Genomic DNA, 16,842 nt, shown 5'->3' on the forward strand with positions numbered 1-16,842 from the left:
TCACCCGCCTCCACCGGCAGTTTGCGGGCACTGACCAGATCCCAGTTGAAGCGGTCGTAGTTGGAAGGCCGCGCGCGCTTGCCATTGCGGATGTCCAGGATCATGTAATAGCGATCCTCGTCGTTGGGGTCGCCCGTGGTCACGTAGGCGCGCGCGAACTTGGTCATGTCCTCGGTGGTGCGGCGCAGTTCATTGGCCAGCGCGGCGGAGTCGTAGCGGGACTGATGCGCTTGCTCCAGCGCAGTATTGGCCTGGCGCAGCGTATCGGTGAGACTGATCACCACCGCCACCAGGATGGACAGGACTACAGCCAGCCAGATGAAGATCTGCTTGATGCTCATCCTGTTGGTCATCGATTCTTGCATGCTCGCTTCCCCTCGTGGTGCGGGTCCCTTGATCGGGCCCGTCATGGTGCCGACGCCACACTGCGTTCGGCGTAGGCCGCCGTATTGCCTTGTTCCTGTTGCTGGGTGTGCTGCACCAGGTGCGGAATATCCAGGATCAGCGCGACCCGGCCATCACCCAGGATGGTCGATCCCGACAATCCCTTGACCTTGCCGAACAGCCGCCCCAGCGGTTTGATCACCGCCTGGCACTCGCCCAGCAAGCCATCGACCAGCAATCCGGCGCGCAATTGTCCGTACTGGACGATTACCAGGCTCTTGCGCGCACGCGCCTGTTCGCGTGCCGGCAGATCGAACAGCTCGCGCAGCGGGACAAACGGCAAAGGCTCGCCACGGACCGCGACGATATGGCTGCCGTTCTGGCGCGGCGGCATGTCGATGCACTCCACCACCATGTCCAGCGGAATCACGAACACCGCATTGCCGACCACCACCTGGAAGCCCGAGATGATGGCCAGTGTCAGCGGCAGGCGGATGCGGACCACGGTGCCACGCCCAGGTTCGGTATCGATGGCCACCTCGCCCTGCAGGGCATCGATGTTGCGCTTGACCACATCCATGCCGACACCGCGTCCGGAAAGTTCGGTGACCTGCTCGGCGGTGGAAAAGCCGGGCTCGAAGACGAAGCGGTAGATCTCGGCATCGCTGAGTTCGGCCTCCGGCGTCGTCAATCCTTGGGCGATGGCCTTTTCCAGAATGCGCGTGCGATCCATGCCCCGGCCATCGTCCATCACCTCCACCAGCACGCTGCCGGATTCATGCATGGCATTGAGCCGCAGCGAGGCCTTGGCCGGCTTGCCGGCGGCAATGCGCTCGGCGGCAGGCTCGATGCCGTGGTCGATGGCATTGCGCACGATGTGCATCAGCGGATCAGCCAGGCGCTCCACCATGGATTTGTCCAGCTCGGTCTCGGAGCCGGTCATGGTGAGATCGATATCCTTGTCGAGATCGCGGGCGATGTCGCGCACGATGCGCGGGAAGCGCTGGAACACCTCATTGATCTGCACCATCCGCAACGTGAGCGCGGCATCGCGGATCTGTTCCATCAGGCTGTCGATGGCCTGAGTGGCCTCCTCGAACTGGCTGTCCTTGCGGCGTCGGGCAATCAGGCGCGCACTGGCACCGGCGATGACCAGCTCGCCCACCAGGTCGATCAGCTGGTCCAGCTTGGAGACCTCGATCTTGATGAACTTCTGTTCCTGCGCACGCCGCTCGTCCAGCGGGCGCGGCCGCGCACCGGCGCCGGGCGCGGCCACCGGCACTGCGGGGGCGGCGGCGTCAGCGAGCGTGGCTGCGCCGAGGCAGCGCCATTGGGCTTCGTTGAACAAGTCCAGGCTGCGCCATTGGGTGGCCAGGCGCGCCGCATCGTCGGGGGCGAGCCGCTGCAGCACCGTCGCATACGCCGCCAGGGGACTCTGCGGCGGCAGGATATCGATGCGGCTGTCATCGCGTACGAATTCGAACACGTCTTCCAGCGTCTGCCGGGTGGAGTCGGAGGCCAGGCAGATTTCCACGCCCAGGTAGCAGCTCTCGGCATCCATGGCCGCCGCTTCGGGAATGTCTGCCTCCACCGGCAGGATGGCGACGATGCGGCCCAGCGAACGCAGGTAGTGCAGGAAAGACAGGGGATCGAGTCCATCACGCAGGACATTCTCATTGAACTGCAGCGACAGGTGCCAGTAGGGATAATCGGCCGTCGCCTGCAGGGCCGCGTCCCGGTGGGCATCGCCGCCGTGGGCCGCGTCCGCCGAGGCACTGCCGGTGAGCCGCTGCAGCAGCCGCGCCGGCTCGCTGGCGGCCTCGCCCGGTGCGCTGGCCGACTGCGCGACCTCGGCCAGTGCAGCCAGCAGCGTGGCACGGCGTTCGGCATTGGGCTCCTCGGCTTCCTGGTTGCGCTCGATGGCATCGACCAGATCACTGACGTAATCGCCACACTGCAGCAGCAACGACATCATGGGCGCGTTCAGGGGCAGGCGTTCTTCACGGACCAGATCCAGCACATGCTCCACCTGATGCGTGAACTGCACGATGCTGTCGAAGGCGAACAGGCCGGCCGAACCCTTGATGGTATGGGCGGCGCGGAAGATGGCGTTGATGCTGTCGCGGCTCGGTCCCTCCATCTCGATCTGCAGCAAGGCCGCTTCCATGGCCACGAGCAGTTCGCGGGCTTCCTGGACGACGGCGTCGCGGGCGGAGTCCTTTTTCATGCGGCCTCCACGGCAGGGCTGAAGCGCTCATGCAATTGCAGCAGGTCCAGCGTGGCCAGCACGGCCGGACTGTAGACACCGATTTCCAGCTGCCGTCCACTGGCGGCCAGCTCGCGCCGCAACAGCAGCAGCAGCTGGATGCCGGCCGTGTCCAGCTCATCCACGCCGGACAGGTCGAGCACCACCTGCGTCTGCGGCAGCGTCAGGGCGTGCAGCAGCTCCGGCTTGCGCTCGGCCGCCTGGAAAATGGTCAGTCCGCCGCTCACGGTGAGCAGCAGCCTGTCCTCTTGCACGGAATACGTCAGCGGCATCGTCGGGTTCTCGGCATTCTCTTCAAGGGTCCGTGGTGTGCCTTACGGCTGTACCAGCTTGGCCACGGCATCGAGCAGCACCGGCGGCAGGAAGGGCTTGTGCACCCAGGCGCGGATGCCGGCGGCCTTGCCTTCCTGCTTGCGCGCTTCGCTGCTTTCGGTGGTCAGCATGATGACGGGGGTGAATTTGTAGGCGGGCATCTGCTTCATCTCGCGCACGAAGGACAGGCCATCCAGATTGGGCATGTTGAGGTCGGAAATGACCAGATTGAACTTGCGGCCATCCAGTTTCTTGAGCGCTTCCAGGCCGTCAGCCGCTTCTTCGACCTGATAGCCGGCGCTCTTCAGGGCCGCCGTGATGGTCTGCCGCAGGCTGAAGGAATCGTCGACGATCAATATGCATTTTTCCATCTCGGTGCCTCGTGATCTCAGAAAAAATCCACCTGCGACGGTGGCGCGGGATGGCCCTGCTGGCCGGCATGCATCTGGCGTTGTTCCTGGGTGGTATAGGTCTTTTCAAGATCAGTCAGCCACTGCTGCGGCGAGGGCAGCGCCCGCGCCTCGGCGGCCGCGCTGCGCAGGCGCAGGATGTCCTGCTGCACGTGATCCAGGATCTGGCTGATGCGGTCCTGGAATTGCAGGTGTACCAGGATGTCGCATACTTCGCGGTCGACTTCGCGGCCTTCGTCTTCCAGCGTTTCCATGGTCGTGGTGAGCTTCATGGCGGAGTGGCGGAAGTCGGCGATGATCTGGTCGATCACGGCGCGCGAGTTTTCGGCGATCCCTTCGGTATCAGCCGCATCCCCGGTGGCACCGATGGCCGCCATGATCTGCTGGCGCGCGCTCTTGGCGCGGGCAGCGATCTGGCGGCTGTTCTCGGCCGAGCGCTCGGCCAGTTCCTGCCAGCTCTGCTCGTCGCTGAGCAGATCAGTCACGCCGGTCTGGCCGGCCAGTTGCTCGTTCTGCTGGGCCAGGCGGCGAATCTCGTCATTGGCCGCCATCAGGCTGTCGAACTTGGTCACCAGCACCTGGCGCGAGGCCAGCATGCCTTCCAGCGCCGAGGCAATCGCACCCAATTGTTCAGCAGCGTGCTGCACGGTCTGCAGGATCTCGCCATTGGCGCTATGTCGGGCGGGGTCCAGTGCGCCGCCCAGGCGCTCGTGGATGCCGACGAAGCGGGCCGTCAAGCCGTCAATGGCCGATTGCGTCTGGGCCCGCGCCAGTTGCACATTGCCCTGCCACACCGGCAGCACTTCGCGGACCAGTTCGGCCAGGGGCGCGGTGCTCTCAACTGCGCCAGCCGGCTCGGCTGCCATCACCGGCTCTATCGGCAGCCCGGCAGCAGCAAGCCCTGCCGCAGGTGGCAAGGATGACTGCGGCGCGGCCATGGCGGGCACCGCCGGGGCGGGCAGGCAAGTCAGGTAGAAGGCCCCGCCGATCAGCAGGCCGACCAGTGCCCCCAGCCACCAGTGTTGGGCCAGCATCATGAACAGCAGCAGATTCACCAGGCACAGCATCGGCAAGATATTGCGAAGCGATTTCACAGCCACGTTTTCCTGTTGGTTGTTGTCAGCTCGGGGCAAACCGCACGGCCATGATCGCGATGCACACAGCCCGCCCTTGACGGTGTTTACGGCAACGATGCGCGCTTCTTTGGCAACCCCGCCCGGTGCGCAGGCGAAGTTGGCGGCGGCAAAGGCGATTCAGCACCTCCGGCACCCACCGCCGCCCGGCACTAATGGCGCTTGCAGCGGGTCTATCCTGCGCGCACTGACCCACAGCCTATTGTGCTGGCTGCCCGGGTCTCGCCTTGCGTGGAATAAAGGCCGAATTCCGGTTGAGTTGTCTGCACCAACGGACAATCATCGGAAAGTTGCCAAGAATCAACAAAAAGCCAGGTCGACCATTCAGGCCGGCCGCAATGAAATCAACTACAATGCCGCACCCGGCGTGCCGGGGGAAAGACACCATGGAACTGGAAAGCTATCGCTATATCGCAATCGACGGCCCGATCGGGGCTGGCAAGACTTCGCTGGCCACGCGCCTGTCGGCGCTCTGGGGCGCACAGGCCGTGCTGGAGCAGCCGGAAGGCAATCCCTTCCTGGCGGAGTTTTACCGGGATGCTGCACGGCATGCCTTCCAGACCCAGGTTTTTTTCCTCCTGCAGCGCATGAGGCAGTTGCAGGCACCGCTGGATCCGGCGCAGCTGGAGGGACGCTTCATTGCCGACTTCATGCTGGAAAAGAACATCCTGTTCGCACAGCTGACCCTGGCTGGCGATGAACTGGCGCTCTATGACGCCTTGTATCGCCAGTTGCAGCCCAAAGCGCGGGTGCCGGACCTGGTGATCCACCTGCAGGCACCGGCCGATGTTCTGCAGACCCGCATCGCCGCGCGCGGGATCGCCATGGAGGAAGCCATCTCCCTGGATTACCTGCAACGGCTGTCGGAGTGCTACAGTCAATTTTTCTATCATTACCAAGACGCGCCGGTACTGACCGTCAACACCGAGCATCTGGATCCGGCCCACAGCGATGCCGATCTGGCCATCCTGCTGCAGCACATCCAGGAGATGCACGGGCCGCGCGCCTTTCTCAATCACGGAGGTTGAATCTTTCATGGCAGGCTATCTTCAGGAATCGGGCGCGGCACGCGCCAAGCCGGTGACCACCCACACCCTGCAGGCGATGCGCGCCAAAGGCGACAAGATCAGCATGCTGACCTGTTATGACGCCAGCTTCGCCACGCTCATGGAGCGCGCCGGGCTGGAAACGGTGCTGATCGGCGACTCCCTGGGCATGGTCTGCCAGGGCCATGATTCAACCCTGCCGGTGACGATCCAGGATGTGGCCTATCACACGGCGGCCGTCGCGCGCGGCACCCGCACCATGCTGATCATCGCCGACCTGCCCTTCGGCACCTACCCGACCCGCGAGGAAGCCTTCCGCAACGCCGCGCTGCTGATGCAGGCGGGCGCGCAGATGGTCAAGCTGGAAGGCGGCGTGTGGCTGGCCGATACCATCAAGTTCCTCACCGAGCGCGGCATCCCGGTATGCGCACACATCGGCCTGACACCCCAGTCGGTGCACCAGCTGGGTGGCTTCAAGGTGCAGGGCAAGACCAGCGATGGCGCCACGCAGCTGCATGCGGATGCGCTGGCGGTACAGCAGGCGGGCGCTTCGCTGGTGGTCATCGAAGCGGTGCCGGCCACGCTGGGCAAGGAAGTGACCGACCGCCTGGCCATCCCCACCATCGGCATTGGCGCCGGCCCCGATTGCTCGGGCCAGGTGCTGGTGATGCATGACATGCTGGGCGTGTTCCCGGGCCACAAGAGCCGCTTCGTGCGCAACTTCATGGATGGGGCCAGCGGCATCGAGGAGGCGGTGCGCCACTATGTGGCGGCCGTGAAGGATGGCAGCTTCCCTGCGCAGGAGCATTGCTTCTGAGGCCTTGATTCAGGCTGTGGACAAGAAAAAGGCCAGCGAGATCGCTGGCCTTTTGCTTTGCTGCCGATGATGCAGATGCTGCTGATTACTCGAAGAATTCCTTGACCTTGTCCTTCCAGGTCTTGGTCTGCGGGCTGTGCTTGGCGCCGCCTTCGGTGGTGAGCTGCTCGAACTCGCGCAGCAGTTCCTTCTGGCGATCGGTCAGCTTGACCGGGGTTTCCACCACGACGTGGCAGAACAGGTCGCCCGCGTAACCGGAACGCACGCCCTTGATGCCCTTGCCGCGCAGGCGGAAGGTCTTGCCGCTCTGGGTCCCTTCGGGAATCGAGAAGGAGGCCTTGCCATTCAGGGTCGGCGCTTCGATCTCGCCACCCAGTGCCGCCTTGGCGAAGGAGATCGGCATCTCGCAATGCAGGTCGTCGCCATCGCGCTGGAACACGTCGTGCGGCTTGATGTGAATTTCCACATACAGGTCGCCCGGGGGACCGCCATTGACGCCCGGTTCACCGTTGCCGGAGGAACGGATGCGCATGCCATCGTCGATGCCTTCGGGGATCTTCACTTCCAGCGTCTTGTTGCGCTTGATGCGGCCGGCACCGGCGCAGGTGGTGCAGGGTTCCGGAATGATCTTGCCGCTGCCGTGGCACTTGGGGCAGGTCTGCTGGATGCTGAAGAAGCCCTGCTGCATGCGCACCTGGCCATGACCGCCGCAGGTGGTGCAAGTGACCGGAGAGGTGCCGGGCTTGGCACCGCTGCCGTGGCAGGTATCGCACTGATCCCAGGACGGCACGCGGATGGTGGTGTCGAAGCCGTGCGCAGCCTGTTCCAGCGTGATTTCCAGGTTGTAGCGCAGGTCGGCGCCGCGATAGACCTGCGGGCCGGAGCTGCGGCCGCGACCACCGCCGCCGCCGCCAAAGATATCGCCGAAGATGTCGCCGAAGGCATCGGCAAAGCCGCCCGCGCCGGCACCGCCGCCACCACCCATGTTGGGGTCGACGCCGGCATGGCCGTAGCGGTCGTAGGCCTCGCGCTTCTGCGGGTCCGACAGCATCTCGTAGGCTTCCTTGACCTCCTTGAACTTGTCTTCCGCACCCTTGCTGTCCGGGTTGCGGTCAGGATGGTACTTCATCGCCAGCTTGCGATAAGCCTTCTTGATTTCGTCGTCGCTGGCGTTCTTCGCCAGTCCGAGCACTTCGTAAAAATCGCGTTTTGCCATGTTGTATAACCCACCTTGTTATTGTGTTCCGTCGCTGCTGCGATGGCCTGCATCTGCGGCCGCGCAAGCACGACCGGAAACCAACAATGTGAAAAAGCCGAGTTCAGCTTTTGACTGCGGACTCGGCGTACCGGCCTGGCCGAAAAAACAACCCGGCCGGGTGGATGCTTCTCAAAAATCCGCCCGGGCTGCGGAAAAACCGCACCCGGGCGCGAGCGCTGACCTCCGATGAAACGAGGCGTCAGTCCCGGATTACTTCACTTCCTTGAAGTCGGCGTCGACCACGTTGTCGTCCTTCGGGGCTGCACCGGCGGCACCGGCCTGAGCACCTGCGGCGCCCGCAGCACCACCGGCGGCAGCGGCTTGCGCCTGCTGGTCGGCGTACATCTTCTCGCCCAGCTTCTGCGCCGCGGTCGACAGGGCTTCGGTCTTGGCATCGATGGTGGCCTTGTCGTCACCCTTCAGGGCTTCTTCCAGGTTCTTGATGGCGGCTTCGATGACTTCCTTCTCACCGGCTTCCAGCTTGTCGCCGTATTCGCCCAGGGCCTTCTTGGTCGAGTGCACCAGCGCATCACCCTGGTTGCGGGTCTCGGCCAGTTCCTTCAGGCGCTTGTCTTCCTCGGCGTTGGCTTCGGCGTCGCGCACCATCTTTTCGATCTCTTCTTCATTCAGGCCGGAGTTGGCCTTGATGGTGATCTTGTTTTCCTTGCCGGTGGCCTTGTCCTTGGCGCCCACGTGCAGGATGCCGTTGGCGTCGATGTCGAAGGTCACTTCGATCTGCGGGGTGCCGCGCGGTGCCGGCGGGATGCCTTCCAGGTTGAATTCGCCCAGGGCCTTGTTGCCCACGGCCATTTCACGCTCGCCCTGGTAGACCTTGATGGTCACGGCCGGCTGGTTGTCGTCGGCAGTGGAGAACACCTGGCTGAACTTGGTCGGGATGGTGGTGTTCTTCTTGATCATCTTGGTCATGACGCCGCCCATGGTTTCGATACCCAGCGACAGCGGGGTCACGTCCAGCAGCAGCACGTCCTTGCGGTCGCCCGAGAGGACCGAACCCTGGATGGCGGCACCGACGGCCACGGCTTCGTCGGGGTTCACGTCACGGCGCGGATCCTTGCCGAAGAATTCCTTCACCTTCTCGATGACCTTGGGCATGCGGGTCATGCCGCCGACCAGGATCACGTCGTCGATGTCAGACACCTTCACACCGGCATCCTTGATGGCGGTACGGCAGGGTTCGATGGTCTTGGCGATCAGTTCCTCGACCAGGGACTCCAGCTTGGCGCGGGTGATCTTCAGGTTGAGGTGGACCGGCGCGCCATTGGCCATGGCGATGTAGGGCTCGTTGATCTCGGTCTGTTGCGAGGACGACAGCTCGATCTTGGCGCGTTCGGCCGAAGCCTTGATGCGCTGCAGGGCGATGGCGTCCTTGGACAGGTCCAGGCCATTGATCTTCTTGAATTCCTCGATGATGTAGTCGATCAGGCGCTGGTCGAAGTCTTCGCCGCCCAGGAAGGTGTCACCGTTGGTGGACAGCACTTCGAACTGCTTTTCGCCATCGACGTCAGCGATTTCGATGATGGACACGTCGAAAGTACCGCCGCCCAGGTCATACACGGCGATCTTGCGGTCACCCTTTTCAGCCTTATCCAGGCCGAACGCCAGCGCCGCTGCGGTCGGCTCGTTGATGATGCGCTTGACGTCCAGACCGGCGATGCGGCCGGCGTCCTTGGTGGCCTGGCGCTGGGCGTCGTTGAAGTAGGCCGGAACCGTGATGACGGCTTCGGTGACTTCTTCGCCCAGGTAGTCTTCGGCGGTCTTCTTCATCTTGCGCAGGACTTCAGCGGAAATCTGCGGCGGGGCCAGCTTCTTGTCGCGCACGCCGATCCAGGCGTCGCCGTTGTCGGCGGCCACGATCTGGTAGGGCATCAGGTTGATGTCCTTCTGCACTTCTTTCTCGGTGAACTTGCGGCCGATCAGGCGCTTGGCGGCGTAGATAGTGTTCTTCGGGTTGGTGACGGCCTGGCGCTTGGCGGGTGCGCCGACCAGGATTTCGCCGTCTTCCTGATACGCAATGATGGAAGGCGTGGTACGCGCGCCTTCGGAGTTCTCGATCACCTTGGGCTGGTTGCCTTCCATGACGGAAACGCAAGAGTTGGTGGTGCCCAGGTCAATACCAATGATTTTTCCCATGATTTTTCCTTCGTTCTTTCAGCCCTGGATGTCGGGCTACAGGTGTTTTGAATGGTTTGAATATGTGGAGGAAAGATGGACTTTCAAGCGCCGGAACCACCGGATGAAGCAAAAATGATGCCGTTTGCCTCTTTTCCCTTCCGGCGCCGGTCCGCTTACTTTCCCTGGGCCACCGTCACCAGCGCCGGACGCAGCAGACGGTCGGAAATCATATAGCCTTTTTGCAGCACGGCAACCACCGTGTTGGCTTCCTGCTCGGCCGGCACGGCCGAGACGGCCTGGTGCTTCATCGGGTCGAGCTTCTCGCCGGTTTGCGGGCTGACTTCCTGCAGCTTGTTCTTCTCGAAGGCCGAGGAGAGTTGCTTCAAGGTCATGTCCACGCCTTCCTTGAGCGATTCCAGCGAGGCGTTTTCGATCTTCAGGGCCATTTCCAGGCTGTCCTTGACCGCCAGCAGCGATTCGGCGAAGCCCTCGATGGCGAACTTGTGAGCCTTGGCGATGTCTTCCTGAGCACGGCGGCGGATGTTCTCGCCTTCGGCACGGGCACGCAGGAAGGCGTCCTGCATCTCGGCAGCCTTTGCTTCGGCTGCGGCCAGCTTGTCTTCCAGCGTGGGCTCGGCAGCGGCAGCCGGAGCAGCCTGCTCGGCGGCGGTGGCAGCAGCGGCGTCAGCAGCCTGGTTGTCTTGCTGGACGGATGGGTTTTCCTGTTTTTCCATGTCTTGCATTCCTGAATTACCTCCAACAAATCAATGATTTACGTGCGTGCGGCAGCCTGATGTGAAGCGCCGTCCGCCAAGGGATGCGGCACAAGTAGGGCATGTCCCTGCTTTTTCAAGGGCTTTTTGGCACTTTCCGGCGACTTTTTGCCTGTTTCTGCGATTTCAAGAAGAAAAATGTTACGCGCGCTTACAGAAATTACGGGGTCTGACTTCAAGTTAATTCGACCCCGACCTAAACTGAATTCGAGTTCCCGCCCTTTGGGGCAGGCTCGTTTGACGGCATTTCCACTTCCCCTCATCGCTTGTCGCGCCAACAAGGTGTCATCATGAAACTGCCACTGATTGCGGCCATTATCTTCGTTGCCCTGTACAGCCTGCTGGCTACTGCCTGGATCAGCTATACGCATCTGGTGAGCGAATACACGCTCTGAGCGCCGCTACCCCCCGGTTTTTTTCTTGTATGAACGATCTGGTCGCCCTGCACCAGGCAAGATCATTGCCGGACAGACAACATCAGCGACAGTAAAGGCGTTCAGCCTGCCATTTTAGCAGGCTGAAGGGCGCTGACCGCCACAGGTCGGCGGTCGATATGAAGCTTTCTGAAAAATCAGCGATCCGCGCCGAGTGCTTTTGCCCGCTCTGCGGCGATCGCCTGCTGGCGCGCCATCTCTTCGCGGGCGGCGGCATTGCTCATGGTCGGCCAGCCGGCCAGGTGCTGCTCGACGATCTCCACCATGCCGTTGATCCAGGCCGGTGATTCATTCAGGCAGGGGATGAAGTGAAACTCCTTGCCGCCTGCGTGCAGGAAGTCTTCCTTCACTTCCATGGCGATTTCTTCCAGGGTTTCCAGGCAGTCGCTGGTGAAACCGGGACACATCACATCGATGCGGCGCACGCCTTGCCGGCCCAGTTCCTGGGCGGTGGGCGCGGTGTAAGGCTGCAGCCATTCGGCCTTGCCGAAGCGCGACTGGAAGGTGACCTGATACTGCTCATCGGTCAGCCCCAGCGACTCCGCCAGCAGGCGGGCGGTCTTGTAGCACTCGCAATGGTAAGGGTCACCCAGCATCAGCGTGCGCTTGGGCACGCCGTGGAAGCTCATCAGCAGCTTGTCCGGCCGGCCGTGCAGGTCCCAGTGATCCAGCACCGACTGGCGCAGCGCCTGGATGTAGGCATCCTGGTCGTGATAGTTGCGGATCAGGCGCAGCTCGGGAATGTTGCGCACCTGCCGGTAATGGTCGAAGACAGCATCGAAGATGGAAGCGGTGGTCGTGCCCGAATACTGCGGATAGGCCGGCAGCACCAGGATGCGCGTGCAGCCCTGTTGCTTCAGCTGATCCAGCACTTCGGGCAGCGACGGCGTGCCATAGCGCATGGCATACACCACCTGCAACTGATGATGGCCGCGCCCGGCCAGTTGCACCGCCAGCGCAGCGGCCTGGCGCTGTGTATGCACGCGCAGCGGCGAGCCTTCCTCGGTCCAGATGCTGGCGTATTTCTCGGCCGACTTGGAGGAGCGGAAGGGCAGGATGATGCCGTTGAGAATGAACCACCACACCGCACGCGGGATTTCCACTACACGCGGGTCCGACAGGAATTGCTTGAGGTAGCGTCGCAGCGCGCCTGCATTGGGCGCATCGGGCGTGCCGAGATTGACCAGCACCACGGCGGTGGAGGCCGGGCTGCCGTGGGTGTAGGGAGGTTCTTTGCGGAAGGGCATGGTCGTTGAGCTTGGGTTTCTTGATGTTCTTGGTGTGAAGGCGATCAGGAAGCCAGCAGCTCGCGCGCATGCTTGCGCGTGGTGGCCGTGATTTCCAGTCCGCCCAGCATGCGGGCAATTTCTTCCACGCGCGCCTTGGGGTCCAGCCCGTCGATGTCGGAGAGGGTCTTGCCGCCCTCGCTGCGCTTCTTGACCTGGTAGTGCTGGTTGGCCTGGCTGGCCACCTGCGGCAAGTGCGTCACGCTCAGCACCTGGCGCTCCTGGCCGAGACGCTTCAAGAGCCGTCCGACCACTTCGGCGACGGCACCGCCGATGCCGCTGTCGACTTCATCGAAGATCAGGGTCGGTACCGTGGTGGCGGCCGAGGCGATCACCGAGATGGCCAGCGAGATGCGCGCCAGTTCACCGCCCGAGGCCACTTTGGCCAGTGCGCGCGGCGCCACGCCGGCGTGGCCGGCCACCAGGAATTCCACCTGTTCCAGCCCGTAAGCGGCAGGCTCCACTTCATTGAGCGCGATCTCGAAGCGTCCACCGGCCATCGACAGATCCTGCATGGCGGCCGTGACCGCCTCGCCCAATGCGGCCGCGGCCTTGGCGCGCGCCTTGGAGAGTTTCTGCGCCTGCGCCAGATAGGCTTGCTTGAGCTTGTCTTCCTGCGCGCGCAGAGCATCGAGGTCGCTGGCATCGGCCAGTTGCTTCAATTCTTCGGAGAGCTTGCGATGCTCCTCGGGCAGCTCATCGGGCTGCACGTGGAATTTGCGGGCGGTCGAATGGATGGCTTCCAGGCGCTCTTCCACTTCCTGCAGGCGCGCGGGGTCGAGTTCAACGCGGCCGAGATAATCATTCAAGGCATAGACCGCTTCCTGCAGCTGGATCTGCGCCGGTTCCAGCGCATCGAGCACCGGCTTCAGGGCAATATCGACATCGACCAGCTTGGTCAGCTTCTGCGTGATCGAGGAGAGTTGCGAGAGGATCGGCGACTCCGATTCCGAGATCACGCCCAGCGCCTCCTGCGCGCCACCAATAAGCGCCGCGGCATGCGACAGCCGACTGTGCTCGGTGCTGATGTCAGCCCATTCGCCGGGCTTGACGGCCAGCTTGTGCAGCTCGGCCACCTGCCACTCCAGGCGCTCGCGCTCCAGCAGCACATTGCGCGCATCCTGCTCGAACTGCTCACGCTGGCGGGCCAGGGCGCGCCAGGTCTTGTAGGCAACCGCCACCTCGCGGGCAGGTTCCAGCAGACCGGCCTGGCTGTCCAGCAACTGGCGCTGGGCATCGGCTTTCATCAGGGATTGATGGGCATGCTGGCCGTGGATGTCCACCAGCATCTCGCCGACTTCGCGCAATTGCGCGGCGGTGGCGGCGCTGCCGTTGATGTAGGCCTTGCTGCGGCCGGCATTGTCGATCACCCGGCGCAGCAGCACGCCGTCGTGCTCGCCGCTGAATTCGTGTTCGTCCAGCCAGGCCATCACTTCCGGCGTGGCGGTGAAGTCGGCGCTCACATCCGCCTTGGCCGCGCCCTCGCGCACCACGCTGGGATCGCCCCGTCCGCCCATGGCCAGCGCCAGGGCATCGATGAGGATGGATTTGCCGGCGCCGGTTTCGCCGGTGAAGACGGAGAATCCGCGCGCGAATTCGAGCTCGATGGCATCGACAATCACGAAGTCGCGAATCGTTAAGGTACGCAGCATGGTGGTCTCGCAGCGGGTTGGACGGACAGGCCAGTATGCTCAAGCGAGCCGGCACGCGATGGCCGGGCTTGATGCGCGCTTATTGTAATCGGCCTTCTATGGAGGGGTATTCATTCCAGTGCAGCTTCTCGCGCAGGGTATCGAAATAACTCCAGCCCTCGGGATGCAGGAAAGTGATCTTGTGCGCCGAACGGCGGATCACGATGCGGTCGCCATGCAGCACGCTGGTCAAGGATTGCATGTCGAAGTTGGCGCTGACCTCGCGCCCGGCCACCACCTGGATCACGATCTCGCAGGAATCCGACAGCGTGATGGGACGGTTGGACAGCGAATGCGGAGAAATCGGCACCATCACGATCCCGTGCAGGCTGGGATGCAGGATGGGGCCGCCGGCCGACAAGGCATAGGCGGTGGAACCGGTGGGCGTGGCCACGATGAGGCCATCGGAACGCTGGTTGTACATGAAGCGGCCATCGACCTCCACCCGCAGCTCGACCATGCCGGAGGTGGAGCCGCGCGCCACCACCACATCGTTCAGGGCCAGCGCCCGGAAGATCTCGCTGCCCTCGCGGTAGACCCGCGCTTCCAGCAGCGAACGCGACTCGGCTTCGACCTTGCCTTCCAGCATGTCGGCCAGAGCCGGTATCATGCGGTCCTGGGCGATATCAGTGATGAAGCCCAGGCGCCCCTGGTTGATGCCGATCAGCGGCACGTTGTAGGGTGCCAGCTGGCGCGCAATGCCGAGCATGGTGCCGTCGCCGCCGACCACGATGGCCACGTCGGCGTGATGCCCGATCTGCTCGGGCGTCATGCTGTCATAGCCTTGCAGGGCGATGTTCTCGGCAGTCTCGGACTCGAAGACCACGGTGTGGCCGTGCGACTCGAGGAACACCGCGATGTCCGACAAGATCTGCGCGATGCCGACGGCCTGGAACTTGCCGACGATGGCGACGGTTTTGGGTACGGCTGCCTGAACGGGTAATTTGATGGGCCACATGCTGCGGATTAGACCATAATTTGAGATGACATTGTAATGAAACCAAGCGCTTCCTCCCTGCCCTCCTCGCCCGCTCCCTCCCCCATCGAGGCGGTCCTGTTCGATCTCGACGATACCCTGTGGGCCATCGAACCGGTGCTGGTGCGTGCCGAAGGCCTGCTCTACGACTGGCTGCGCGAGCATGCACCCGCCGTGGTGGCGGCCCATACCATTGCCAGCCTGCGCGAACGCCGCATGGCCCTGATGAAGACCAACCCGATGTACCGCATCGACCTCTGGAAGCTGCGCCACACGGCGCTCTCCGAGGTCTTCCGCGAGCATGACGTGGACCTGGCGCTGGTCGATCCGGCCATGGCCCTGTTCTCCGAAGCGCGCAGCACGGTGGCGTTGTTCGATGACGTCGAACCGGCGCTGTTGCGCATGAAGGGCCGGCTCACGCTGGGTTCGGTCTCCAACGGCTTTGCCGACCTGGAGTGCATCGGCCTGGCCGGGCACTTCGGAGTCTCGATTGCGGCGCATCGCTTCGGCCGCGCCAAACCGGACCCGGCCATCTTCCACGCCGCCTGCGAGGCACTGCAGGTCGCCCCGGCAGCCACCGTCTATGTCGGCGACGATCCGCTGCTGGACGTGCAAGGTGCGCAGCGGGCCGGTTTGCGGGCAGTATGGATGAACCGTTTCGACCGTACCCTGCCCGAAGGCATCACCCCCGACGCCATCTGCCGCGACCTGCATGAGCTGCACGACTGGCTGCAGGCGCAAGCCTGAACCTTCGTACAATTTTTGGAAGAACTGACGCGGCCGTCACATTTACCGGATATGCCGCTAGAATATGCCCATGCAACTCGATAACCGCGCCCGCACACTCCTGAAGGCCCTGGTCGAACGGTACATCGCCGACGGCCAGCCAGTGGGCTCGCGCGCCCTGTCGAAACTGTCGGGCCTGGAACTGTCGCCGGCGACCATCCGCAACATCATGGCCGATCTCGAAGAGATGGGCTTCGTCGCCAGCCCGCACACCTCGGCCGGCCGCGTGCCCACGCCGCGCGGCTATCGCATGTTCGTCGACACGCTGCTCACCGTCGAGGCCATCGACGAGAGCGCCCTCGAAGGCCGCCTGCAGGCGCGCCTGCAGCACAGCGGCTCGCCCCAGAAGATCATCACCAATGCGGCCCAGGTGCTGTCCTCGCTGTCGCAGTTCGCCGGCGTGGTGATGACGCCCAAGCGCGAATCGATGTTCCAGCAGATCGAGTTCCTGCGGCTGTCGGAAAAGCGCATCCTGCTGGTCATCGTCGACCAGGGCGGCGACGTGCAGAACCGCATGCTCCTGACCGACGTCGACTACACCCCGAGCCAGCTGACCCAGGCCGCCAACTACATCAACCAGCATTACGCCGGCCAGTCCTTCGACCAGGTGCGCATCCACCTGCAGGGCGAACTGCGCCAGCTGCGCGACGACATGACCGCGCTCATGCAGGCCGCGGTCGAAGCCGGCAGCGACGCCATGAACGAAGAGGCCGACAACAACGTGGTCATCTCCGGCGAACGCAACCTGCTGTCGGTGACCGACCTGTCTTCCAACATGAATTCGCTGCGCCGCCTGTTCGACATGTTCGAGCAGAAGACCGGGCTCTTGCAGTTGCTGGATGTGTCCAGCAAGGCCACGGGCGTACAGATCTTCATCGGCGGCGAATCTCAGCTGGTGCCGATGGACGACATGAGCATCGTCACCGCCCCCTACGAGGTCAACGGCCGCATCGTCGGTACCCTGGGCGTGATCGGGCCGACCCGCATGGCCTACGAACGCGTCATTCCCATCGTCGACATCACCGCCAAGCTGCTTTCCAGCGCCTTGAGCCAGCACTGATCCCGGCCAGCACAACCATCCGGCCAGGACGCAAAAAAGCCATGTGAGACCTCACATGGCTTTTTTACATTTTCCTT

At 63.4% G+C, this 16,842-nt stretch carries 14 protein-coding genes and 1 pseudogene; 4 read left to right on the plus strand and 11 right to left on the minus strand.

Annotated features, from left to right (window positions below; all coding sequences use genetic code 11):
- From B3873_RS24680 to B3873_RS24700, 5 genes and pseudogenes are all read right to left on the minus strand, one after another.
- A pseudogene (locus tag B3873_RS24680) lies at positions 1–365 on the minus strand (methyl-accepting chemotaxis protein); the annotation flags it as partial.
- A gap of 41 nt (positions 366–406) precedes the next feature.
- Complete coding sequence (locus B3873_RS24685) at positions 407–2,611, minus strand: chemotaxis protein CheA (RefSeq protein WP_286869652.1); 2,205 nt, start codon at positions 2,609–2,611, stop codon at positions 407–409.
- Entirely contained in the window at positions 2,608–2,922 is a 315-nt protein-coding gene (locus B3873_RS24690) for an STAS domain-containing protein (protein WP_286869654.1), read from the minus strand. Before B3873_RS24690 ends, B3873_RS24685 begins: the two co-directional genes overlap by 4 nt.
- Before the next feature lie 42 nt (positions 2,923–2,964).
- On the minus strand, positions 2,965–3,333 hold the full coding sequence (locus B3873_RS24695; protein WP_039785198.1) for a response regulator: 369 nt from the start codon (positions 3,331–3,333) through the stop codon (positions 2,965–2,967).
- A gap of 17 nt (positions 3,334–3,350) precedes the next feature.
- Positions 3,351–4,466 carry a chemotaxis protein gene (locus B3873_RS24700; RefSeq protein WP_276837800.1) on the minus strand — a complete coding sequence of 372 codons (1,116 nt, stop codon included), beginning with the start codon at positions 4,464–4,466 and terminating at the stop codon, positions 3,351–3,353.
- A gap of 425 nt (positions 4,467–4,891) precedes the next feature.
- Here B3873_RS24700 and B3873_RS24705 point away from each other — a divergent pair, with 425 nt between their 5' ends.
- A complete protein-coding gene (locus B3873_RS24705; protein WP_286869657.1) occupies positions 4,892–5,533 on the plus strand; it encodes a deoxynucleoside kinase in 642 nt (213 codons plus the stop codon).
- Between the two features lie 7 nt (positions 5,534–5,540).
- Positions 5,541–6,368 carry a 3-methyl-2-oxobutanoate hydroxymethyltransferase gene (panB, locus tag B3873_RS24710; protein WP_134135504.1) on the plus strand — a complete coding sequence of 276 codons (828 nt, stop codon included), beginning with the start codon at positions 5,541–5,543 and terminating at the stop codon, positions 6,366–6,368.
- Between the two features lie 85 nt (positions 6,369–6,453).
- Here panB and dnaJ read toward each other — a convergent pair whose 3' ends face one another.
- From dnaJ to B3873_RS24740, 6 genes are all read right to left on the minus strand, one after another.
- Positions 6,454–7,584 carry a molecular chaperone DnaJ gene (dnaJ, locus tag B3873_RS24715; protein WP_039785194.1) on the minus strand — a complete coding sequence of 377 codons (1,131 nt, stop codon included), beginning with the start codon at positions 7,582–7,584 and terminating at the stop codon, positions 6,454–6,456.
- Between the two features lie 252 nt (positions 7,585–7,836).
- Positions 7,837–9,777 (minus strand): molecular chaperone DnaK, encoded by a 1,941-nt coding sequence (gene dnaK, locus B3873_RS24720; protein WP_121042962.1) that lies wholly within the window; start codon positions 9,775–9,777, stop codon positions 7,837–7,839.
- 155 nt (positions 9,778–9,932) lie between these two features.
- Positions 9,933–10,502, minus strand: coding sequence for a nucleotide exchange factor GrpE (gene grpE, locus B3873_RS24725; RefSeq protein ID WP_286869660.1), 570 nt, complete (start codon positions 10,500–10,502; stop codon positions 9,933–9,935).
- A gap of 601 nt (positions 10,503–11,103) precedes the next feature.
- Positions 11,104–12,213 carry a ferrochelatase gene (hemH, locus tag B3873_RS24730; protein WP_134221354.1) on the minus strand — a complete coding sequence of 370 codons (1,110 nt, stop codon included), beginning with the start codon at positions 12,211–12,213 and terminating at the stop codon, positions 11,104–11,106.
- Positions 12,214–12,257: 44 nt separating this feature from the next.
- Positions 12,258–13,904: a DNA repair protein RecN gene (recN, locus tag B3873_RS24735; RefSeq protein ID WP_286869663.1), complete on the minus strand. Its 1,647-nt coding sequence runs from the start codon at positions 13,902–13,904 to the stop codon at positions 12,258–12,260.
- Between the two features lie 79 nt (positions 13,905–13,983).
- Positions 13,984–14,901, minus strand: a complete 918-nt coding sequence (locus B3873_RS24740; protein ID WP_039785185.1) for an NAD kinase — start codon at positions 14,899–14,901, stop codon at positions 13,984–13,986.
- Positions 14,902–14,937: 36 nt separating this feature from the next.
- Here B3873_RS24740 and B3873_RS24745 point away from each other — a divergent pair, with 36 nt between their 5' ends.
- Positions 14,938–15,666 carry an HAD family hydrolase gene (locus tag B3873_RS24745; RefSeq protein ID WP_286869666.1) on the plus strand — a complete coding sequence of 243 codons (729 nt, stop codon included), beginning with the start codon at positions 14,938–14,940 and terminating at the stop codon, positions 15,664–15,666.
- A gap of 70 nt (positions 15,667–15,736) precedes the next feature.
- Positions 15,737–16,765, plus strand: coding sequence for a heat-inducible transcriptional repressor HrcA (hrcA, locus tag B3873_RS24750; protein ID WP_034341051.1), 1,029 nt, complete (start codon positions 15,737–15,739; stop codon positions 16,763–16,765).
- Positions 16,766–16,842 lie beyond the last annotated feature (77 nt).

Origin of the sequence: Herbaspirillum sp. UBA812 (assembly GCF_002296545.1) — a bacterium.
Taxonomy (GTDB): Bacteria; Pseudomonadota; Gammaproteobacteria; order Burkholderiales; family Burkholderiaceae_D; genus Herbaspirillum; species Herbaspirillum huttiense.